Annotated in this window: 19 protein-coding genes and 2 pseudogenes; 5 read left to right on the top strand and 16 right to left on the bottom strand. The window is 55.9% G+C overall.

Annotated features, from left to right (window positions below; genetic code table 11):
• Nucleotides 1–84 precede the first annotated feature (84 nt).
• Nucleotides 85–891: a phosphatase PAP2 family protein gene (locus tag ACYVDE_RS02355; protein ID WP_230687980.1), complete on the bottom strand. Its 807-nt coding sequence runs from the start codon at nt 889–891 to the stop codon at nt 85–87.
• A 496-nt stretch (nt 892–1387) separates the two neighbouring features.
• On the opposite strand from ACYVDE_RS02355, the gene ACYVDE_RS02350 reads away from it, so the two are divergent.
• Complete coding sequence (locus tag ACYVDE_RS02350) at nt 1388–1537, top strand: integrase core domain-containing protein (protein ID WP_460499875.1); 150 nt, start codon at nt 1388–1390, stop codon at nt 1535–1537.
• 56 nt (nt 1538–1593) lie between these two features.
• Here ACYVDE_RS02350 and ACYVDE_RS02345 read toward each other — a convergent pair whose 3' ends face one another.
• From ACYVDE_RS02345 to ACYVDE_RS02320, 6 genes and pseudogenes are all read right to left on the bottom strand, one after another.
• Entirely contained in the window at nt 1594–2670 is a 1077-nt protein-coding gene (locus ACYVDE_RS02345; protein WP_460499874.1) for a phosphorylase family protein, read from the bottom strand.
• A complete protein-coding gene (locus ACYVDE_RS02340; RefSeq protein WP_460499876.1) occupies nt 2663–4777 on the bottom strand; it encodes a hypothetical protein in 2115 nt (704 codons plus the stop codon). Before ACYVDE_RS02340 ends, ACYVDE_RS02345 begins: the two co-directional genes overlap by 8 nt.
• Nucleotides 4778–4876: 99 nt before the next feature.
• A pseudogene (locus ACYVDE_RS02335) lies at nt 4877–5185 on the bottom strand (GAP1-N1 domain-containing protein); the annotation flags it as partial.
• Between the two features lie 5 nt (nt 5186–5190).
• On the bottom strand, nt 5191–6027 hold the full coding sequence (locus ACYVDE_RS02330) for a TRAFAC clade GTPase domain-containing protein (RefSeq protein ID WP_460499873.1): 837 nt from the start codon (nt 6025–6027) through the stop codon (nt 5191–5193).
• Nucleotides 6024–6758, bottom strand: coding sequence for a TRAFAC clade GTPase domain-containing protein (locus tag ACYVDE_RS02325; RefSeq protein ID WP_317192255.1), 735 nt, complete (start codon nt 6756–6758; stop codon nt 6024–6026). Before ACYVDE_RS02325 ends, ACYVDE_RS02330 begins: the two co-directional genes overlap by 4 nt.
• Before the next feature lie 277 nt (nt 6759–7035).
• Nucleotides 7036–8343 carry a GTPase-associated system all-helical protein GASH gene (locus ACYVDE_RS02320; protein WP_460499872.1) on the bottom strand — a complete coding sequence of 436 codons (1308 nt, stop codon included), beginning with the start codon at nt 8341–8343 and terminating at the stop codon, nt 7036–7038.
• A gap of 312 nt (nt 8344–8655) precedes the next feature.
• Here ACYVDE_RS02320 and ACYVDE_RS02315 point away from each other — a divergent pair.
• Together ACYVDE_RS02315 and ACYVDE_RS02310 are read left to right on the top strand one after the other, a co-directional pair.
• Nucleotides 8656–8883 (top strand): annotated as a pseudogene (locus ACYVDE_RS02315) (helix-turn-helix domain-containing protein); the annotation flags it as partial.
• Between the two features lie 78 nt (nt 8884–8961).
• Nucleotides 8962–9933, top strand: a complete 972-nt coding sequence (locus tag ACYVDE_RS02310; protein ID WP_460499871.1) for a hypothetical protein — start codon at nt 8962–8964, stop codon at nt 9931–9933.
• 72 nt (nt 9934–10005) lie between these two features.
• Here the strand turns inward: ACYVDE_RS02310 and ACYVDE_RS02305 are convergent, their stop codons facing one another.
• Nucleotides 10006–10389, bottom strand: a complete 384-nt coding sequence (locus ACYVDE_RS02305) for a ribbon-helix-helix domain-containing protein (protein ID WP_460499870.1) — start codon at nt 10387–10389, stop codon at nt 10006–10008.
• Between the two features lie 87 nt (nt 10390–10476).
• On the opposite strand from ACYVDE_RS02305, the gene ACYVDE_RS02300 reads away from it, so the two are divergent.
• Nucleotides 10477–10734, top strand: a complete 258-nt coding sequence (locus ACYVDE_RS02300) for a helix-turn-helix domain-containing protein (RefSeq protein ID WP_196295195.1) — start codon at nt 10477–10479, stop codon at nt 10732–10734.
• On the opposite strand, the gene ACYVDE_RS02295 is transcribed toward ACYVDE_RS02300, so the two are convergent.
• The 7 genes from ACYVDE_RS02295 to ACYVDE_RS02265 form a co-directional block, all read right to left on the bottom strand.
• Nucleotides 10731–12554: a hypothetical protein gene (locus ACYVDE_RS02295; RefSeq protein ID WP_460499869.1), complete on the bottom strand. Its 1824-nt coding sequence runs from the start codon at nt 12552–12554 to the stop codon at nt 10731–10733. The two genes, ACYVDE_RS02300 and ACYVDE_RS02295, sit on opposite strands and share 4 nt — an antisense overlap.
• A 243-nt stretch (nt 12555–12797) precedes the next feature.
• Nucleotides 12798–13286, bottom strand: coding sequence for a DinB family protein (locus tag ACYVDE_RS02290; protein WP_460499868.1), 489 nt, complete (start codon nt 13284–13286; stop codon nt 12798–12800).
• Nucleotides 13287–13295: 9 nt separating this feature from the next.
• Nucleotides 13296–13709, bottom strand: coding sequence for a DoxX family protein (locus ACYVDE_RS02285; protein ID WP_460499867.1), 414 nt, complete (start codon nt 13707–13709; stop codon nt 13296–13298).
• Nucleotides 13710–13791: 82 nt separating this feature from the next.
• The gene (locus ACYVDE_RS02280; protein WP_460499866.1) at nt 13792–14481 is read right to left on the bottom strand and encodes a response regulator transcription factor; all 690 of its coding nucleotides are present in this window, start codon (nt 14479–14481) and stop codon (nt 13792–13794) included.
• Nucleotides 14482–14499: 18 nt separating this feature from the next.
• Nucleotides 14500–15312 (bottom strand): sensor histidine kinase, encoded by an 813-nt coding sequence (locus ACYVDE_RS02275; protein ID WP_460499865.1) that lies wholly within the window; start codon nt 15310–15312, stop codon nt 14500–14502.
• A complete protein-coding gene (locus ACYVDE_RS02270; protein ID WP_460499864.1) occupies nt 15276–15923 on the bottom strand; it encodes a hypothetical protein in 648 nt (215 codons plus the stop codon). The genes ACYVDE_RS02275 and ACYVDE_RS02270 overlap by 37 nt, the downstream gene beginning before the upstream one ends.
• A gap of 74 nt (nt 15924–15997) precedes the next feature.
• On the bottom strand, nt 15998–16741 hold the full coding sequence (locus tag ACYVDE_RS02265) for a hypothetical protein (RefSeq protein WP_460499863.1): 744 nt from the start codon (nt 16739–16741) through the stop codon (nt 15998–16000).
• Between the two features lie 350 nt (nt 16742–17091).
• Here ACYVDE_RS02265 and ACYVDE_RS02260 point away from each other — a divergent pair, with 350 nt between their 5' ends.
• Nucleotides 17092–18624, top strand: a complete 1533-nt coding sequence (locus ACYVDE_RS02260) for a hypothetical protein (RefSeq protein WP_460499862.1) — start codon at nt 17092–17094, stop codon at nt 18622–18624.
• Nucleotides 18625–18769: 145 nt separating this feature from the next.
• On the opposite strand, the gene polA is transcribed toward ACYVDE_RS02260, so the two are convergent.
• Nucleotides 18770–20662: DNA polymerase I (gene polA, locus ACYVDE_RS02255; protein WP_460499861.1), on the bottom strand; the 1893-nt coding region annotated here is incomplete at its 5' end.

Below are 20662 nucleotides of genomic sequence, written 5' to 3'. Positions count from 1 at the left end.
GCCCAGCCTGCTGCGCCTGGCCTACAAGGGCGAGCCGGTAACCGAGATGCCCGCCCCGGTGGCCCGGGCGGCCTAGGGCCCGCGCTACTTCGTTGGCCGCCAAGTGAGACTCACGCCCGAGGCACCGCTGCCGAAATAGGCGGGCGTCATCCCGATGTCGCGGCCGATGCTTTTGCGGCCCCAGCGGTTGCGGTGGCTCAGGTAGGCCAGGTGGGCCGAGAGGATGCCGAAGCCCGCGCCGGCCACTACGTCGCTTTGCCAATGCTTGTCGTTAATCATGCGCAAGGCAGCCACGCTGGTGGCAATGGTGTAGGCGCCCACACCATACCACTGGCTTTTGTCACGAAACTCGGTGTGCACGATGCTGGCCGCCAGAAACGCCTGCGCCGTGTGGCCCGACGGGAACGAGAGATTGTCTTGCCCATTGGGGCGGGTTTCGTGGGCCAAATATTTCACGGCGAAGGTGCTGGCCAGCATGATAGCCTCGCCCTTGGCAATGATGAGCAACGTGTTGATGCGGTCGTTGCGCGACTCCACGCCGGCCAGGGCCACGGCGCCCAGTTCCACGTAGGGTAGGAAAATGACCGTGTTGTCAATCATCGTATTCACCGGTCGGAACTGCTTCTGGACGAAGGTGCGGGCGTCGCGGTTGACACCTGCATCACCCTGAGCCGTAATTGCTCCGTAGGTTATCAGCACGGTTGGTATGGCTACGGCCTTGAACAACTTGCTTTTGAAAAAAGGCTGCTTGACGGCGGCAGGTATTCCGCCGGGGTTTTCGTACTTGCGCGTGGTGTCGGCAGGGAGCGGGGCGACCTGCGCGTGAATTGAAGAGCAAGCAGCCGTTCCGAGCGAAAAAGCCAGCGCCAGCCGTAGTGGTAGTAATTTCATTACTCGGAGCAGAAAGAAGCAGTTAATTATTTAGGAGCGATTTGGCTCGATATTTCAGTCTACGGGGGCATTCTGGAGGAAAGCTGTAGAGGCTGTACAGAATTCAGTATTTTACCCAGCCCAGCTTAATCTCGATGTGGCGCCGGTGACTTCAGGTTAGGCTTGGCGTATTATATAGATGTCGGAACCTGCGATACGTTTCTACGTGCCCCGTATTACCGAAAATGCGGGCATTAACGCCACCGCTTTCCCTAAACAGCACTATCCTGTCACGCGCGGTAACAGGATAAGCGAGGGAAAGGGCAGGAATTAATTCAGAAATTTGTCCCGGTATTCCGTGGGCGTAAGCCCTATTTATTTTTTAAAAAGCCGGGAGAAGTATGGCGGGTAGTTGAAGCCCCTGTAGCCCGTTGCCGCCACCAGAAACAGGTGAATGTGCTCCAGCGCAGTCTTGCCAGTTTTCTGTTTCAGCAAGTCGTTCAGGTAGCGGGGCGAGGTGGCAGTTCGTTGGCTATGTATTGCACCATTGGCAAGCAACCTGTTTCGCTCGCGGGCCCACGTATGCCAACTCGTGAACGAGTGGATGTTCGATTACAACATCCAACGACCCTACCAATCTTTACATTTTTTGACTCCTATCGAATAAAAATAAGCGGCATAAGCCTACCATTGCTGACTGGCTGGGGAAGCGGACATGCGCGGTCAAGAGAATTTGCTGCCCGACTCGCTCTCGTAACGGACTCGCAGTTCGGTCAAATCCTGGTTGCCGGGGTGGTCCTCCAGCATTTCCGCTAGTAGTTGGCCGAAAGTGATTCCACGTCCACCGTTACGCAGGTGGCGAGCGGCATCCAGCCATTGCATTCGCCCAGTAGAACCTACCGCAATATCAGCTATTCGGCCACCCGCTCGGTTCCAGATATCTGCGTCTCGAATGCCGCCAGCATATAGTTCGCTTGCCAACTCGGCTAGCCGCCGGGCTTCATCGGCCGTGGGCAGGCGAAGCGGCGCGCTGACTGCGTAGAGTTGTTGCACGAAAGCTATTACAAACGCTGCTGCATTGGCACTGGCGTAAGGCTGCGAACCACGACGGTCTGCACCCTGCTTATCCTCCACTAAATCGGATATGCCGCGTAGCAGCAGCGCCTGAGTAGCGGGGTGCTGACGGGCAGCTTTTAAAAAACCATAGCCTTCCATCTCGATGGCTAGGGCATGGCCACAGTGTACGCGCAGAAATTGGTGCAACTCTGATTCGACGCTGGCATCTACCTTTTCTCCTGAGGCAATGGTGCCAGTGTATACCTGTACTGGATTAGGAAATGCCGCTGTGGGCAATCGCGCAGCAATGGTGCGCCATTCGGTCGATTGGCTAAATGCCGTAGCGGCTCTCTCTAATTGGTAAGAGGAAGCTCCCACGCCGGGCCGGGCACTAAAACCATTGTCTGTGGCCTTGCCCCGCTCATAACCATAGACATCGTCGCCGATTACCAAATCCCCAATATTCACGTCCTTGAGTCCACCAGCTACCCCCACAAAAAAGGCGTAGTGAGGTTGGAAATAGGTAAGCGCTTGGCCAGTTTCGAGGCTGGCGTTCACATTGGTTTGGTCGGTACGACCCAGCACGACCCGCACTTCGCCGCTGGCTGTGGTTAGTTGGGTAACGTAGTAATCGGTGTGTGTATTGGGATGGTGAACGATGGTCGACGGCGGCAACTGTGCCAGCAGAACTTGGCGTTCGGGACCTTCGAGTGCGGTGAGTAGGAGAACGGTGCGGTCATTCATAGATAGGGTGATTCGCTAGAAACTGTAGATTATTATTCCAAGAGTGTTGCTCCTGCATCAGACGTAAAAGTTTAGCAGTCTGCTTGTACTCGCGGCGAGTGCGCAAAATATTCAGGGCCTGTTGCCACTGCTCACCACCAGTGCGTGCTAGGGAGAGTTCGTAGTTTTTGCGCCCGATGGATTCCCACAGATGCTGATAAGTCGGTCCGCCTGAATACAGGTTACTTGCTTCTTCCCACACGGCCTTCCACCAGTCGGTGCTAGCCTGTTTGGTAGCCTTAGCTGTCAGAATATGAGGGTTTTGAATGCGCAGCTTTAGCCGGTCTAGCCAGCCTAATTGGTCGAAGCAGTAGGCGAGGGCTGCGTAACGTGATGGTTCCGTTTGGGCCTGAGTGAGCAGAGCCTGGGCGGCTTGTTTCCAACCTTTGCGCTCGATAAGTTGCCCCAACTCTTGTGCGTTGCGCTTGTCGAATTGACTGCGGTGGGCATTAAGATACGACAGTAAAGTGCTTTCAGGAGCCGAGAACCGGGATACGTAACGCACGGCTCGGCCAGCGGTAAGTGAGAGGTGAGCAAGGGCACGGGCCGTGAAGAACGGGCTGGTAAATAACTGGATTACTTCTGACTCCAGTAAGCTGTTAGCTTCTTCTGGTCGCTCATGAACTAGTAAGCTCCAAGCTGTTTCCTCCAGAAAGAGCGAGCGCACGGCGGTGGGTAGCACGGCCCACGCGGACCGCCGGACAGGGTAAGCCCGCAAGTCGGCGTAGGGGCTTTGCCCAATGAGCGCCAGCAGGTCGGTTAGCACCGGCTGCCCAGCCAGCAGCAAGTCAAGTAATTGTGTGACCTTTGAAGCAGGTGCGGCAATGTTAGCCCACACGTTGCCACTAATCTGAGCCGCCGCGAGCCACACGGACTGCCAGCCGGGCTGTTCCACAACCAATTTTTTGAGCAACTGCGGCTTTTGGGCGCATAGGTTGCCCGCCAGAGTGGTCAGGCGCTTCTCATCCAAGGCCACGGCGGCAGCTACGAAGTCCGTCGCTACCGCTTGCTTGGCCGCTACCTCTAGCGCTGCCATGTGTGCCGGCTCAGTATCTAGGGCCAATTGCTTGGCCAGGGCTTTGGGCAATGGGTAGAGCGCGAGTAGACATGACATGTGCAGGCGCAGCCACCGGCGTGAGCGGGCCAAATGCAATCCATTTTGCCAAGCCATGGCGGGCATTTGCGCGGGCAATTCGCGTAGAAGCATCGCTTCCGTATGGGCAGTAGATGGGAGCAATTTTAAGTAAGACGTAGTAACCTCCGCGGCTTGTTGCCACAGGTCAAAAACGAGCCTGGCCGCGGCTGTGCTGCCGGCGGCGAAAATGTCCGTCAGCGTCGCCCGCACGCTCTGCTGCCACCAGGCACGGTCAGGCGCATCGTGCCAGCTCATCAGCGCGGGCAATAACTCTGCGCTGGACACCTGGTCAGCAAGTTCCACAAAGCGCTTGTGCACGGCATCCGCTAGTTGCCGCAAGTCAGCAGAATTCAACATTTCCTCCTGCACCGACCCTAACCGCTGTACTTCCTGGGGCGGGCTGGTGGCTACAATTTGCCGGAGTCGCGCCAGTACTCGCTGGCGGTAGGCCGGCTGAGTAGTGGGGTACTGGTGGAGCAGGGTGGCCAGTGCTATCACATCCCGCAACGACGCCGTGGCGAGCGCTGTCGCTGTGGGAGCTACCCGTTGCAGCGCGTCCAGGTCGCTGATGCCAAGCAAATCAGCGTTGAGCTCCATCAACAGCAGGCTCAAGTTTGGGGACTGCTGTGGCAGCCCGGCCAGCCAAGCCTCGGCCTCGTCGAGCGTTGTGTAAGCAGCAGTGACTTCTACTACACGGGATACGCTACGCCAGCGCTGCAACAGGGACTCGGGCACGGCTACCAGGGTCAGCGAATCTGTTGGCGCGCGCTGGTAACCAGGTAGAAATCCTAAACTCAGTCGGAGTTGCTGGCGCTCAGCCGCTCCCAGCACCTGCCAGGTAAGGGCGGCCGCCTCATCGAAGCCCGCCTGCCCGGCCCATACTAGTACGCCTGGTCGGGGGGTATGAACCACTTCGTGCAGCAGGTAGCCCAACCGCGGGGTAAGCACTAGCGGCGGCGCTGGCACGGGCCAAATCTCGGCCGCAGCTGTAGGAACCTGCTTGGGTGCGTCTACCGGTAGGGCAGCCAGTAAAGGCTGCAAATCAGAGAGCTGGGTTACCTGGTCAAGGGGCAGCAGTAACATATGTGAATACACCCGGCCACCCCGCACCTGCGGCGAGGTATCTGCAAACGTGCGCAACAACAGGTAAAAGTTTTCCCAGGGCAGGCCCCTCAGGGCTGGCTGCCAACTCAGCTGCGACGGGGCATTTTCGCTCAGGTCGGCTGAGTTGAAAATGCGCCTTACCAAAGACTTATCGGGGTGGGTGGTGCCCAGTAGCGCAAAGCCTTGTCCGTGAGCGGGGTCTTGCCCAAATAATGCGCGGTGTACCGTAATACTCATCTGGCCTATCCGAATAACCGCGATAAGTCATGTACCGGCTCACCGCCTTCGGGCAGGACTACGTACGCATATTCGGATGGTGTGCCATCGAGATATTTATCCTGATTTTCAGTGGTGTCCAGCCGGAATCCCTGTGCTGAGAGTCCCCATACCTGTAGAGCTTCCGGTGTCCAGTTGCTGCGGGCGAATTCCAGTAATAACGGCAGGCGGGCTGCCAATACCTGCTCGGGCCGGTCGGCGGTGTGCAACTCATCCCATAACGTGAGTACCAGTTTCAAGCGAGGCTGCCGCAAAGGTTGCTGAATGCCCATTTCACGCACCGCCAGTAACAACTGAAGTAATTCAATCAACTCAACTGCCTTTTGAAAGGTAGTTAAATCGCCAGCCGCTTCCGGGTCGGGCATTTGCGGGGCCGGCTCTACCTCGGCGGTTGCCTTGGTCAGTACATCGTGCGGCTCCTTATGGTCGTGCAGCCGGATGAATAGTAGCCAGTCGTCGCTCTCGCGGCACATCTGCACCCACTCTGGCCCCAACTGACGCTCTTGGATAATGGCGTCTACCTGCTCACCACCATAGTCAGGAAATTCCAATTCCAGCGGCTGGTCAGCCAGCTGCAAACTCAGGCGTAGCGTCTGGTTTTGGGAGGCTGGCGTGCTTTGAGTGGATTTACCTTCGGCTAAGCGGCGGCGGGCCTGCTCGATGGCCACCGTGTTGGCAGGAGTTGCGAGTAGGCGCAAGCGGCCGTGTCCCAGTTGCAAGACTTCGAAAAGCTGGGCTAGGAACGTGGTCTTGGATGTCCCTGGCTTACCAATAATTAGCACTCGGTTAGCAGGTTGATTCATTGTCCGCGGTAACGTAAGAAAAAGTCAGAGCGTTGGCCCACTGGGGCGAGCTCCAGCACCGTAGGCCGCCGCTGGGCTATCCGGGCTAACAGATTATCTACCGCTTGCAGGTTGGCCAGCTGTTTGGGGTCGGGCTGCGCGTCAAGCTCTTTGCTGATGTAAAGATGGGGCACCTCACCAAACACGAGCATCAGTTGCCGGGCCATGCGCTCTTTTACCGCTTCACGTACATCGGCGAGCTTATCGGCCTTTGACCAAACGACGAGCACTGGCCGACCGCGTAGACCCTGCGCCAAACGGCTGGCTAGGTCGGCCAGGGGAGCTACTGCTGCCCCGCGCCGCTCGGCCAGTGCTTCGCAATCCACGAAAAAGAAGAAGGCGTCGGCGTGACGGTATATCCAGCGTACGTTTTCTGCGTTGCTGTCCTGCTCATCCACAGCCCACTGGCTGAATACCTCGCCTGCCGCGTCTGGAAACAGCACGTCTAGCAACCGACCGTCGGCAGGTCGACGCAAGGCCCAGTGCAGCAGACGGTAGTAATCTGGGTCGGCGGGGGTTGGCGGTTGGTCTGTAGCTTGCCCTTTCGGAAAGCGCAGCGCCAGCGCTAGTTTTTCCCAACCCAGCAGCGTCAGTGAGCCGGCAAACGTGTGTTCCCGCAGGCTATGGCCATGCAACAGCAATGTGTGCAGCATTCCCAGAAAGGATGATTTGCCCGCATCCGTTTCGCCCACGGCCGCTAGCAGCAGTGGATTTGAACGCCGACTGACAAGCTCCAGGTCAGCCAGCTGCAGAGCCTCACCCGTCCAGGCAACTCCTTGGACGTCACTTGCGCGGTCATGCTTGGCTCCGGCGACGGGTGCCTTGCGCAGTTCTGCTGATGGCCGTGCCTGTGCTGCCCCAACTGCTATCCAGTGTGGGCACTTATCCAGGGCGAGATTATCGAAACAGAGTCCGGTTTTTACCGCTACGCATGCGGTATTGGTACAGCGTCCAGCTGGTTTCACGGCATTACTTGGCACTAGCCAGTTTAGCTGCTTGCAACTCGCGAAACAGCCATACGCCGGCTTGCTGCCAGTTAAGCGTATCGGTCAGGCGCAAGCCGGTGAGAAATTCAAAATCAGCGGGCTGCGTAGTGCCCGCTGCCAGCGCCCGCACAAAGTGCAGGAGAGGTTGGCGACCAGGCTCGGGAGCAACGACTGCCGGAAGCGGTTCGGCCATTTTCCCTAATTCCACCTGCCAAGCGGCCAGTAGCTCGGTAAACGTGATGGATACCTCGGTATCCATCGCCGCGCTGGCCGCGCGTAATACTTCGCGTAGGAAATATTCCACACTCACTGGGTACACCGCCGGCACTAGCGCGGCTAGGTCCATCGCCAATGCCACGCTGCCCGCCGCTACTGATAGCTGGCGGTAGCTGACTTGTTGACTTTCGGAATACAGGCTCTCCTTAAGCCACAGCAAATGGCTCCGCAGATTGTGCGCGGCCGTCTGCTGGGTCGCCTGTTCCCCAAGAGCCCGTAGGTAATCTGTTATAGCTTCGGTATAGGAGATAAGCTGCTGGGTGCTGGCTACCTCGGCAAGTGATTTATTAATGGAGTTAACGATGATATCGGCCGTTGTCTTAATAACTCCACCGGCCAATTGACCAAAGGAAGATGCCCAAGCGGATGATGGTCTGACATTAATCTGTGAATTATAACGGTCGGTATATGTAAATATTATGCTGTTATTTCCACTGTCTTCATCACCATTTACCGCTAAAGTCATATTTGCCACTGTGGATTCTTTTTTAACGGTCAAAGCTGAAGTAATAGCAACCTGCTTCAACTCCGGCAGTGCGGGGAGGTTGGTCTTACCCACAATACTCCATTGGCGCTCAACCGCTTGTTGGTAGGTGTTGCCCACGTCCCGCAGAAACTCACTCAACAACGCAGTCTCTCGCTCGACTCCGTCAGCGTAAGGCAAGTAATTGCTGGCCGTTAGCCAAATAATACCGGCCAGCTCGGGCTGGGCAGCCAGCTTCTGCAAGGCGGCGAGCAGGACCGCCCGCACATAGGGAATGGGTCGGTCATGACATTTGCTTGGAAACGCTTTCCACTTGCTGGTAATCATGTCCTGCACTTCACTCACCAGCGGCTCCGCTGGAATAGTCTGGGGGTCAAACGCGACCAGCGTAGCCTGAATAATGCGGCTTTTCTTACCACCAATCCGCTTCTCAACGTCAGCCGCTGTCTTGCTTAAAAAGGTGAATTCCTCATTCTGGTCAATACTGATGAGGTTTTGATTCAGAAAATCCTGTAAAACTGACTGAGCCATATGCAGTATCTTTAAAAGATTTTGCTAAATTAACAAGAAAAGGATAGCCAAACCAAAAGGCTAAGGCTACAATATTTAGCACATTGGCTTAGGGTAGATTATGAACCGGGTAAAGAGACATCCACGTTTCAATATCCTGTTTAGCTTTCCATTCATTACGAACGAATGGCAGTAGCATCAGCAGGCTTGGGCCGACTACCTATTTGCCGTGATGCCGCTGCTCCCGTAACTTGAGCGACACGAAACCGTGCGCAACTGCGACTTCGTGCCCACGCTGGCTCGCAAAACTGAGACCGTCAGTCGACAACTGCACGTTGCCTTCGCCCACCCGGCCATAAAAGCCTGACCAGCTACTTCACCGAACATCGACTGACTCACATGCAGGAGTTGCTGCGCGCCTTCCGGCTCGACGTGAGCCGCATCCCCCGACAACTTGGCTACAGCAGAATGGCACACTTCTCGGGCCAGTTTCGCCGGTACGCGCGGTGCTCTCCCTCGGCCTACCGCCAGCAGTTGGAAACGAGTAGTAGCCAGAACTGAGCGGGTTACTGATAACCTCTTACGCATTTTATCCGAGGTCGTATTATCTTACTGTCATTAAGCAATTGAACACCAATTATGGTTAAAATTACGGCCGCCGACCTTGCCGTTCAGGCATTTGCTCTTCTACAGGTTAATGCACCGGTTACGGATGTGAAAACAACACTTGGTATGGACAGCACCATGTGGAGTAAGGTAAGCGCGCTGGTGTATGAAAAAGCCAAAGCTGCGGGCCGGCAAGAGCGTGACTGGTATGCCCAGCGCCCGCACGTTTCGACCACTTCCAATTCAGAGATAACGGATTTGCTGGCACTGAATCAGCAACTGGCGGATTACGCGCTACTCGCTCCACCTACTATAACTGTGGCTGAGTTCCGCAGAATCGAGCAATTGGCATCGAAACTGCCTGCTTCCGAAAGTACTATCCTGGCTTATTTAGGCATCATTTTTACCTCGCCGAAGATGTTCGCTATCCTGAAACAGGGGTTTGAGAATTTCCCTGCGTTCCAGTCTTTCGCGCCCTTGGTCGAGGCGGCTATCTTGTCGTACTACCAAGAGAATTATATCAGTTCCTTCCTCAGCTTGGTGCCCATCGTGGAAGGTCTTATTCTGCGCTGGAGTGGTTTTGACGGCACGGGTCCGAAAGCCAAGCCTGATTTCGAGGTAGTGCGTAAGTTCGTGGGTAACTCATATCTGCGACAGCCCAACCCCAGCAACGTATTATTCCACGACGTGTACGTGCGAGCTAGCCAGGCTATTTTAACGAACCATCTGTACCTGAATTCTGCTACGGGTTCGGCTTACGCCAACTTTAGCCGGCATTTAGCCGCACACCTACTTACTGACCAAACGTTTGCCACCCAGTCGAACTGCATTAGGCTATTTATTCTGCTTGATGCGTTGCTTACGGTTTACACGTACGAAATCAAGCCCGCCAAAGACCCGCGGTTTCATGTTAATCAATCTGTTCTAGAACAGGATGTCATGCGGTATCAGCAACTCTTGCTGCACCAGCACTTATTCCGAAATGAGCAGCTGAAAATAGATTAGCCGATGTACTACAATACAGCCTGAAAAATTTCCACATATCGGCTTACGAATTCTTCGAGATTTAAAGAGTGCTCAAGCATCCTCGTGAGGGATGTCGTGTTGGGATTCCTTGAACTTGACCAAGTACTGTTCCAACGCTTGATTGATGAGAAATGTCTTTGACCTCCGGCGTCCAGTGCTCCAGTAAGACAGATTGTCTAGCCCCCTCTTATTGGCTTCACTGAAGTTGGTGGTGAATGAGTGGATATAGGGGCTGCTTTTCCGGCCGGACTTTGGCAAGAGCATTTCCTCTTTATCGATTGTAGGTGCGGGAACAGATTTTCGGCGAATAATAATTTCTACCTCAAGAGGTTCCTGGTCCTCATTAACGCCCTTTATCTGGGTGATAAAATGAGCAACGGAATGCGCATTAGGCTGCACGGCTGCTGGAAAAACGGTGGATGTCACTTCTTTCATTCATATGTTGAACGCGCAATTTACGCCTTTTTTGTAGACTACTGACAACAACAAGGGGGTATAACAAGCCTGTAGCTTGCCGCTTATATGAGCGGTGAGCCGATTAAGGTTTTTGGGCTGGTCATCAAGCAGATGCGTAAGGAGTTGGGCCTTTCCCAAGAAGCACTTGCTGATGAAGCGAAGCTAGACCGCACCTTTATCTCTCAACTAGAGACGGGAAGTAAGCAGCCCTCCCTCACTACTATCTTTCGCTTGGCTTCAGCCTTGCGGATAGAGGCATCCGACTTACTTCGACGCGTAGAAGCGGACCTTGCGACCGATAGCTCAATTGGCTTGAATAGCTAATTCCATAAATAATAAATGCGGACCAACCACGATGCGTCAGGAGTAGTGCATATGTTACGGCTTAAAAATCTTATCTTATTTTGATGTCGTATTGATGCCCCGTCAGGGTATTTCAAAAGTGTAGCTAGAACAAACTGCAATCTCTTTCTAAATCTATCTATGACATGGTTAACCAAATCAATGCAAAACGGCACTGTAACCGTTTCGCATGGAATGGGAATAGCAAGAAAAGCGGTGTTGTTTGATGCCTGCTTAAATTTTGTATAGTGAATGCTTTTATAAAAAGACGTTAAACCAAACCTGTTACGAACAGGTACAATACAACTCAATAGCTCATTCCACTCTGAGGGCTTTGGTTGAATAAGGTTTTGCTTGATAAAAAGTATTGCTAATTCTGGGTTTGATTCAGGAAAAGGCTGAGCGATGTAAAAGGGCGTATTGTCTAAATGCATTTCTATGCAAGAGAAACAACTTATCTGTTTTTCATACAGTGTTATCGGTAAAGGAGAATGTCTATTGATTGGAAGAACGGATACATTTCGTCCAAAAACATTATCTGAATTGTTTATTGATATTGGTTTGATTGTAAATTTGTTTGATTTAAATGCGGTTATTAGTCTATGAAATCTGTGAGTGTGAAAAGCTTTAGTCGCGAAAAATAAATTAGAGCGCTGAACTGATTCTTTCAATAATCTTTCACTTGTGTCTAAATCGGAAGAGCGCGGCAATAGGGATGCCCAGGGAAACCTGCGTATAACCAAAGGAAGCGTACCGGATTTACGAATGGCATAAAGCCATTGTCTATGAGTGCTTAAGCGAGAGCTGTTAGTGCTGTCCGAATCCTTCATGGCCTTCGCTAAGCAGCATTTCATTTCAGACTTAAAAGATTGCTGGTGAGTTAGCTGAAGTATATCGGGACACTTTGGTTGATAAGCGTCTTCATCTACTGCTTGTTTTAAATTGCGTGATGAGTCTTTTTTTGAGCTAGTATAAATCGGATAAAAAAGGAGTGCATTGAACTCATATTTGTAGTTAGTGACCTCTAAGTTGTTCACCCAGAAGTATTCGTTGGATTCATATAAAATGCTTTGCCCTGTTGAAATGAATGAAAAGCTGCTAAAATCACCCACAGGTATAGTGCTCCTCTTATCTTGTGTGCCAGCATTTATTTGAGAAATACTGTTGCGCCAGTATGCTTGTGATAAGTTGAATGCATAAAGAAGCTTTGGGTCGAATAGGAGGTTGCCTATTAGACGAGCTTCTGATGCTGTACATTTCTCAGTGGCTATACAGTATCTCGCAGTGAACAGGTTGCTTGCATTTGGAAACTCAAGAGGAATGCAGAGCGAGCTAATCGAATTTTGAGAAAAGAAAAAATCCGTGGCTCGGCGACTTGTTGCATAGAAACATGCGCGCAACAATTCAAAATAAGTTATTATGAATATTTTATTGTTGTGTTTTAATTGCACTACCCATGTGTTTTCCTGGTTAGCCCAAAATTTCGAATGTGATAATTTATTCAGATTGAATAAGTCTTTCAAACGGCGGGCGTGTATAATACCTTGCTCGATAGTAATTGCTTCATATTCATTTGTTAAAAGGCATTCTATCTCATTAAATGGCTTGCTTCTAGTCCATATTGTACCGCAGATGAGGTTGCCAGCGAGTGTGCTATTAATGGCATGACTTACAATTTCTTCGCTAGCCGGGGTGTTGCTTAATATTAGCCAAGGTTGAAAATAGCATACTATGCGATACGCCCCGATACTACTATCATGGATTGCTTCACCAACATTTATAAGCTTATACAGTATTTCCATGCAAGTATTCGCGTTTTAAGTGTAAGGATTGGCTAAATGTGCTCTATCCGCTTATAGCATATAGATTGAGTTGTCGAAATAATTTTTGTAATAATTATTATGCTATCCTGAATAAATTGTTGTCCTAATAGCTGTTGTTATACAAGAAGTTTGTGAGCCGATGGTGTATTTTTTACGGCAATTTGTGGGTGTGTTATTCCCAACTACTCCGCTTTATTCCCAATTACTTCGCTCTATTCCCATTTACTTCGATAATTGACAGTGCAGCAGGCGGCGCAGCAGAATAATCTCGCCGGTGTGGTAAGCGGCGTGGTCGGCAATTAGAAAGGCTTCGCGCAGAATGGTTTGGCCGGTGCCGTGCGGCACGGGGGCCAGCAAGTCGGTACCCGGCGCGTGCAGCAGGTGCAGAAAGCGCTGCCGTGTCTGGCGAATATGGTCAATGGTTTCCTGCCATTGCTCTTCGTCGGCGGTAGCCTCGGCGGCCGGCCAGTAGCCTTCCGGCCATTTCGGCGATTCGTACTCGGGGTCGAGGCAAAACTCCACGATGTCCCATTGCGCAATGCGAACGTGCTCGACCAACTGCCAGATGGTATAGGGCAGGTCCGGCACGCGTTGGTTCCAGACTTTGGGAGTGAGTCCGGCCGTGGCTTCTTCGAACGTGGCGTGGGCATTGCCCTTGGTGAGCAGGCTGGTAAGCTCAGCCAGCATGGCCTTCTGGTTGGGGCGGTCCATGGTGGGGTGCTAGCGGCGTTTGCGGGCGTTCAGGGCCCCGGTCGAATACAGGGCGGCCCCAATCAGCACGGGCTGAAAAAACAGTCGGATGAGCCGCTTGCGGTCGGTATCGAGGTTGAAGGCGGAAATATGGTGGGTGTACTGGTGAATATTGCCCGGAAACACGGCCGTATAAAATGCGGCAAGCCCCACACCCATGCGCCGCCGGTTTTTGCCCTTCAGCAGCAGCAGCGCCAGGCCCAGCGCAATTTCGACTACGCCCGAGGCCAGCACGGTGGTATCCTTGTCGCCCGGCACGAAGTCGGGCACCTGGGCCTGAAAATCCTGCCGGGCAAAGGTGAGGTGGCCGGTGCCAGCCAGCACCATAAAGGAGCCCAGCAGGCCCCGGGAAACATCTTGGAGAGTGGTGGTGTGGGAAGGCATGGCTTTTCGAATAAGGTGGTCGATAGTCAGCCTATACGGCAACGAAGCCGTTGGGTGCGCCCCTGCCGGCCCACCGGGGGGGCTACCGCGGCAAAATGCTGTTGAAATCCGTGGCCAGCAGCCCGTGTTTCACCGCGTAAATCGCCAGGCAAACCGCATTCGGAGAATTTGTTTTCTCCATCAGGTTTTTGCGGTGGCCTTCCACGGTTCGGTCGCTGATGAAAAGCTGCTCGGCAATTTTGGTAGTAGAATAACCCTGGCAGAGCAGCGCCAAGACTTCGGCTTCGCGCGGGGTCAGCTCGATGGCAGAAGGCTGAAACGATGGGTGCTTGGGACCGCTGGTATGCAGGCCGCGCACCACGGCCTTGGAAATGGTGTCGGTGAAGTAATATCCTTCCGTCATGACCGCCGCAATGGCGGTGCTGAGCAGTTGCTTGTCAACGTCTTTGGGCAGGTAACTGCGCACCCCGAGCCGGAACATGTGGGCAATAAAGTCGTCGGTCGAGTGCATGGACAGCACAATGATGCGCAGGCCGGGATGTTCCTCCAGCAAGCGCTTGGCGGCATCAATGCCACTGATGTCCGGCATTTGCAGGTCCAGCAGCAGCACATCGGGCACCCGGTGGGCAAGCTGCGCCCGTAATTCTTGGAAAGTAGCCGCTTCCTGCACGTGCGTTGCAAAGGGCAGGTGTTGCAGAATGTACATGATGCCCTGGCGGAACAGCCGGTGGTCATCCAGAATGGCGATGTGAACGAGTGGTAGAGGAGTCATGAAGATAAAACTAGCAGCCTAATCTGGAATGGATACCTCTATGCGCACGCTCGTGCCTCGGCCAGCTGCCGACTCCACGTGCAACGCGGCATCCAGTAAGCTGACGCGGGCGGCCAAGCTTTTGAGGCCCAGCCCGCCCTGGCCGTGCTCGCGCACCTGGTCATAGTCAAACCCGCATCCGTCGTCTGTCACCGTCAGAGCCAGGCCGTGGGGCAGTTGCCGCAGCTGCACCACTACCTGCGCCGCCCGGGCGTGCTTCAGGGCGTTGTTGATAAGCTCTTGCGCGATGCGGTACAGCGCCAGCTCGTGGGCGTAGGGCAGGGGGGCCGCCAGCGCTTCGGCGTGCACCACCACGCCATGGGCAAAGGCCTCGGTGCAGGTGCGGCCCAGGTTGTGCAGGGCGTTGTGCAGGCCAAACTGCGCCAGCGCGGCCGGGTGCAAGTTTTGGGAGATGCTGCGAATGTCCTGCAGCGAATTGCCGATGATGCCCTTGATGAGTGCCACGGCCTCTTGCTCTTTGGCGCTGGCCGTGGCGGAGTCCTCCAGCAGCGCCAGCAGCACCTTGGCGGCCGAAAGCGACGACCCGATTTCGTCGTGCAAGTCGTTGCCGATGCGCTCGCGCTCCCGCTCTTCGGCCTGAATAGCCGCCGTGAATACTTTTTTCTGGTAAGCGCCCTGCAAGGTTTGCAGAGCCAACTGCTGGCTCACCAGCTTGCGCTGGTACACCAAAAAAAACGCCACCAGCGCCAGCGCCAGCAGCAGCATCACTACAATGCCGCTGAACAGCAGTTGAGCTATTTCCTGGTCGATGGACTTATCCACAGTGCCCATGCGTATAAACCGTAAAGCACCATGTAAAGCAAGGCGTGAATGTGCCACATCTTCATACTCAAAGCTTTTGAGTGCAGCAGTACATAGTTGCTGGAAACAAAGATGAACACGTTGCCCGAAAAATAGAGCAGCAAGCCCACCGAAACCCAAAACAAGGGTTCCCGCTCCAGGCGAACGATGACCAGCTCGCGGATGACTTTGTAGAAATACAGCAGCACCAGCCCCAGCACCAGCACGCTTTCGGCGAAGCGTTGCAGGCTGTTGAAGTGTAAGAGACTGGCCGGCACGGCATAGGAAGCCAACGACGTCAGGGCAAAAATAACGGCCACGGCTGGCAGCCAGTGGCTCACAGCCGAGGGCCAGAAAGCCCGCCGGTACATCCAGGCCAGCAACCCGAACTCCACCAGCGTGTCAACTGGCATCAGGAAGAGGTTGGGGGTAACGGCTCGGGACACCAGCTCAACGAGGATTTCGAAGAAAACCAGGCCGGCTAGGCAGCGCAGGGGCGGAGACAGGCGCTTGAAGCGCACCGCCCCCGCCAGGCCGGCGATAAAAACCAGGAAAACCGGGCCATAATCTAGCAATGTCATAGTCTCTGTGATGTAGCTCACCAGCGAATGGCGTAGGCCAGTATAATTGCCAGGAGCTGACCCGGCGAGCCGGTCCCAGATAGCAGCGAAGCCGCTTAGAACGGCGGCGAGGGCCGGGAAATGTCGTAGAACTCGGCGCGGCTGCCCAGCGCAATCACCCCGGGCTGGTCGGTGGGCGGGGTCTGGTTGAGTTCGACGATGGTGCTGAAAACCACGGGGCTGTCGGGGGCGTCAGGGTTTTTGGGCTTCAGGTCGAAATTGAGCCATAGGGTGTTGTCCTGCTCCGATTTGGCAGCCCAGGGAGTGGTAAAGTCCGTTACCTCGAAGCAATAGCCGCGCAGGTACTGGCCTTCCTGCGGCGAATCGAACAGATGGGCGTCCAATTTCTCAGCCAACGGCCCGTTCCAGTTCTTTATCCAGATTCTGGCTACATCGATGGGTACTTTTCCGCCCGGGGCAGCCGAAGGGGCCGGCTGGGTTGGGCCTGCCGGAAATTCGGGGCCCAACTCTGCCGGAAAGCCGGCGATGCCCGCCAGGTAAAAGCCGGTTTGGGGCTCGCCACCGGCGTTGGTACGGATGAGGGCCAGGCTAAAAACCGGGATTTCGCCTGGCAGCAGCAAAAACCTCGTTTTGATAATGTCCGTGGCCTGGTAACCTTCCAGCAGCGGGTCGAGCTCTTTCGCGGTCAGGTAGGCGTAGTTGATGTGGGATTTGTCGCTGCTGGTGAAGCAGGCCTGGAGGTCGGTCGAACTACCGGTGCTGAGCAGTTGCTCCCAGCTGCTGGTGTAGTCGGACACTTCCTCCTGGGTGATAGAACGGGGCGGAATGGGTAGGCGCATAGTAGACGGGGAAATGAGGGTTGAACGCCCTAAATGTAGGCCAGCCACCCCAGGCCGAAGCCGGCGCAACTACGCCGCCTGAACCCGAAGCCGTGCGTTGGCCGCGAAAAAGTGCCTTGGTGCAGTGCCTGCCCGCCCACCCGCGGGAAAATACGGGGGTACAAAAACGGGGGATTTCCCGGGGTGCCGGAAGGAAAGCCCTGGAGGGGCAATTCGGGGGAATTCACGCTAGCGGGCGGTACCGGAAAAAGCTCCCTTTGCATCGTCGGCCGCCAAGCGCAAAAGCCGGCAATGGCCGTCGCCGAAAAGCCAGCCCAAGAGTAGGCAATCCATTCTTTTCCACATTCCCAATGGTACAAAATCTTCAACCCGGCGACGTCAAGAACGTAGTGGCCGGCGAAATCCGCGGCACGCTCTACGTGTACCGCACGAGCCAGGGCTACGACCAGCCCGGCAATGTAGGCTGGCAGCCCGCTGGCCAGCCTTTGCAGGTGTATAGCCTGGCCGTGGGCGAAACGGTAAGCTTCGTCATCGATGGCCGGGAGGGCCTGCTGGCAAACGGGTGCCCGTCGACGGTGCAGCTGCTGTGGGAAGAAGCGCCGGTGGCCAATGCCACCAATGTGAATGCCCACACTGCCCGCCAGCTGCTGAAGGGTGCGCGCGTAACCCGGAAGCAGCGCCCGGCGCTGACCGCCGACGTCTCCAACGGCGACCCGGCCAGCCAGGCCATGCAAACCCTGAACGCGCAGTGGTACAACGCGGTGGTGACCGGCTGCGGCCTGGACCCCAATACTTTCCAGCTCGTGCAGGGCGCTGCCCCGCTGGGCACCACCTCCGAGCAGCTCTGGAATGTGTTCGACGTGGTGCCGCCGCTCTCGGTCAGCAACTACTTCAATCCGGCTCAGAACAACGTGTTCTCGTCGGATTACGGCGCCGTCATCAACAACCTCATTCCGCAGAACAGCAACTCGTTTCAGAACGATATGGGGGACTACTACAGCGCCTGGACAGCCTACCTGCAGGCGCAGACTACGCTCCCGGCCGGCGGGGTGCTGGCGCTGTTCCAAACGTGGTCGGCCATCCACATGCCGCCCGACCAGGCTCAAACCTGCTACACCGATTACCAGCAGGTGTCGCAGGGCGTCATTCCTACGGCCGTTGGCATGTGGGTGAACGCGGGCGGGAGCACCGGCAAGCAGCACAAAGCCTACAATGCCACCATTGCCCAACTGCAAACGCAGATTGCATCGGCGCCATCCAAGTCCGTAAGCGTGAATAGCAGCACGGCGTCGAGCGATATCACTCACACCTGGGCCCAGGCCGAAGCCAGCGGCTTCTTCGATATTTTCGACGGCAGCGGCAGCAGCAGCTACGACCAAATCACGACGGCGATGTCGCAGGCGGGCATTACCATCAACGCCAGCTTTAAGCACCTGGTCGTATTTGCGGCCGCTCCGCTGTCCCAGCCCAGCACCGACCCCATTCTGTCCCAGTACAACCCCTGGTACGATTCGGCGGCCCTGAACATGGCGTACCAGACCCCCGACAACACGGTGTGGAAGCACACCCACCCCACCTGGGACGACACGTTTGGCCCCACCGGCAACATGCTGCGCACTGCCAGTGCCTTGGTAGTGGTCGATGGCATCACCATCAGCATGACGTCGAAAGTGGGCTTCTCCAGCAGCCAGCAAACGGCCTTTACGGCAGCCGCCAGCGGCGGCATCTGGCCGTTCTTCGAGGCTTCCGGCAGCGGCGGCTGGACCAATTCGACCAGCTTCGATGCGCAGGGCAACGTGACGGTGACGTCTACCTGCCCGGCGGGCAACCCCAACGTGCTGGGGGTCATCGTCACGCCCATCGGCGGGGTAATGATGCTGTAGCAAATTGGCAATGACGCCCGAAAAGAGGCCGCCTCGTTATAGCTAACGAGGCGGCCTTTTTGGGGTTGAAGCACCCGCCGCGGGCTTGGTGCCGACGCGCCGGACCGTGCATCAGCTCTACCAGCACGTTTGCCCCAACTGGCTGCTAGTGCGCCTCCAGCCAGTTGCGACCGGTGCCCACTTCCACTTCCAGCGGCACGCCGTGGGGCAGCAGCAGGGCCGTAGTCATCAGCTCCTTGATTTTGGGCGTGATGTAGTCGACTTCCTCGGCCACGGCGTCGAACACGAGTTCGTCGTGCACCTGCAGTATCATCTTGGTGCCGAGCTTCTCCTCGCGCAGCCAGTGGTGGATGTTAATCATAGCCATCTTGATGATGTCGGCGGCCGTGCCCTGGATGGGGGCGTTAATGGCGTTGCGCTCGGTGTAGCCGCGCAGCGTAGCGTTGCGCGAGTTGATGTCGCGCAGGTAGCGGCGGCGCTTGAGCAGCGTTTCGGCGTATTCCAGCTCGCGGGCGCGGTTGATGCTGTCGTCCATGAACGCCTTCACCGAAGGGAATTCCTGGAAGTAGGTCTCGATAATGTCGGTGGCTTCCTTGCGGCCGATGCCAATACGCTGGGCCAGCCCGAAGGCCGAAATACCGTAGATGATGCCAAAGTTGACGGTCTTTGCCTTGCGGCGCATCTCCGAATCTACCTCCTCCAGCGGCACGCGGAACACCTTGCTGGCGGTGCTGGTGTGTACGTCTTGGCCCAGGCGGAAGGCTTCAATCATGGTTTTATCGCCCGAGAAGTCGGCCATGATGCGCAGCTCCACCTGCGAGTAATCAGCTGCCAGCAGTACGTGCTTATCGTCGCGCGGCACGAAGGCTTTGCGGATTTCCCGGCCCCGCTCCGTGCGAATCGGGATGTTCTGCAGGTTGGGGTTGGTGCTGCTGAGGCGGCCGGTGGCGGCCACGGCTTGGTTGAAGTTGGTGTGCACGCGGCCGTCCACCACGCTCACCAGTTGGGGCAGGGCCTCCACGTAGGTACTGCGCAGCTTGGTGAGCTGGCGGTATTCCAGAATGAGGGCGGCAATGGGGTTTTCGGCGGCTAGCTGGCTCAGTACTTCCTCGCCGGTGGCGTACTGGCCGGTCTTGGTTTTCTTGATTTTGCCCTTGCCGATGTCCATCTTATCGAACAGCACCTCGCCCAGCTGCTTGGGCGAGCCGATGTTGAACTCCTGCCCGGCCTCGCGGAAAATCTGGGTTTCGAGCTCCTGCACGTAGCCCTGCAGCTCGGCCGAATACTCGCCCATGGCCACGCTGTCAATCTTCACGCCCTCGTACTCAATGTCGGCCAGCACCGGCACCAGCGGGTTTTCCACGTCGTTCAGCAGGCCAAGCAGGCCCAGGTCCTTCAGCATGGGCTCGAACACGTGCTTGAGCTGTAGGGTCACGTCGGCATCCTCGCAGGCGTAGTCCTTCACGGCGGCGGGCGGCAGGTCGGCCATCGTGAGCTGCTTCTTGCCCTTGGGCCCGATGAGCTCGGTGATGCTCACCGGCGAGTAGTGCAGGTAGGTTTCGGCCAGCACGTCCATGTTGTGGCGCATGTCGGGCTCGATGAGGTAATGCGCCAGCATGGTGTCGAACAGCGGCCCCGAAATGTTGACGTTGTAGTGCTTGAGGATGGTGAGGTCGTACTTGATGTTCTGGCCGATTTTCAGAATGGTTTTCGACTCAAAAAATGGGCAGAACTCGTCCACGATGGCCTGCGTGGCGGCCTGGTCGTCGGGCGGCACGGGCACGTAGTAGGCCTCGCCCGGCAGCCACGAAAAGCTCAGGCCCACCAGCCGCGCCGTCATCGTATCCAGCCCGGTGGTTTCAGTGTCGAAGCTCACTTCCGCCTGCTGCAGCAGGAAGCTGAGCAGCGACTGGCGCAGCTCGGGCGTGTCCATCAGGTGGTACTGATAGGGCACGTCTTCCAGGCGCTTGCGGGGGCCGGCGGGGGCGCCGTAGCCAGCGGTTTCGCCCTCCTCGGCGCCAATGGCCACGGCCTCGTC

The sequence above is a fragment of the Hymenobacter agri genome (assembly GCF_054778495.1).
This window is presented reverse-complemented; position numbering and strand designations above follow the sequence as displayed.

Excerpts from the sequence above, each read along its gene's own strand:
- ACYVDE_RS02355 (WP_230687980.1), bottom strand. The coding sequence starts at position 891 with ATGAAATTACTACCACTACGGCTGGCGCTGGCTTTTTCGCTCGGAACG.
- ACYVDE_RS02345 (WP_460499874.1), bottom strand. The coding sequence starts at position 2,670 with ATGAATGACCGCACCGTTCTCCTACTCACCGCACTCGAAGGTCCCGAA.
- ACYVDE_RS02330 (WP_460499873.1), bottom strand. The coding sequence starts at position 6,027 with ATGAATCAACCTGCTAACCGAGTGCTAATTATTGGTAAGCCAGGGACA.
- ACYVDE_RS02320 (WP_460499872.1), bottom strand. The coding sequence starts at position 8,343 with ATGGCTCAGTCAGTTTTACAGGATTTTCTGAATCAAAACCTCATCAGT.
- ACYVDE_RS02310 (WP_460499871.1), top strand. The coding sequence starts at position 8,962 with ATGGTTAAAATTACGGCCGCCGACCTTGCCGTTCAGGCATTTGCTCTT.
- ACYVDE_RS02305 (WP_460499870.1), bottom strand. The coding sequence starts at position 10,389 with ATGAAAGAAGTGACATCCACCGTTTTTCCAGCAGCCGTGCAGCCTAAT.
- ACYVDE_RS02300 (WP_196295195.1), top strand. The coding sequence starts at position 10,477 with ATGAGCGGTGAGCCGATTAAGGTTTTTGGGCTGGTCATCAAGCAGATG.
- ACYVDE_RS02295 (WP_460499869.1), bottom strand. The coding sequence starts at position 12,554 with ATGGAAATACTGTATAAGCTTATAAATGTTGGTGAAGCAATCCATGAT.
- ACYVDE_RS02290 (WP_460499868.1), bottom strand. The coding sequence starts at position 13,286 with ATGGACCGCCCCAACCAGAAGGCCATGCTGGCTGAGCTTACCAGCCTG.
- ACYVDE_RS02285 (WP_460499867.1), bottom strand. The coding sequence starts at position 13,709 with ATGCCTTCCCACACCACCACTCTCCAAGATGTTTCCCGGGGCCTGCTG.
- ACYVDE_RS02280 (WP_460499866.1), bottom strand. The coding sequence starts at position 14,481 with ATGACTCCTCTACCACTCGTTCACATCGCCATTCTGGATGACCACCGG.
- ACYVDE_RS02275 (WP_460499865.1), bottom strand. The coding sequence starts at position 15,312 with ATGGGCACTGTGGATAAGTCCATCGACCAGGAAATAGCTCAACTGCTG.
- ACYVDE_RS02265 (WP_460499863.1), bottom strand. The coding sequence starts at position 16,741 with ATGCGCCTACCCATTCCGCCCCGTTCTATCACCCAGGAGGAAGTGTCC.
- ACYVDE_RS02260 (WP_460499862.1), top strand. The coding sequence starts at position 17,092 with ATGGTACAAAATCTTCAACCCGGCGACGTCAAGAACGTAGTGGCCGGC.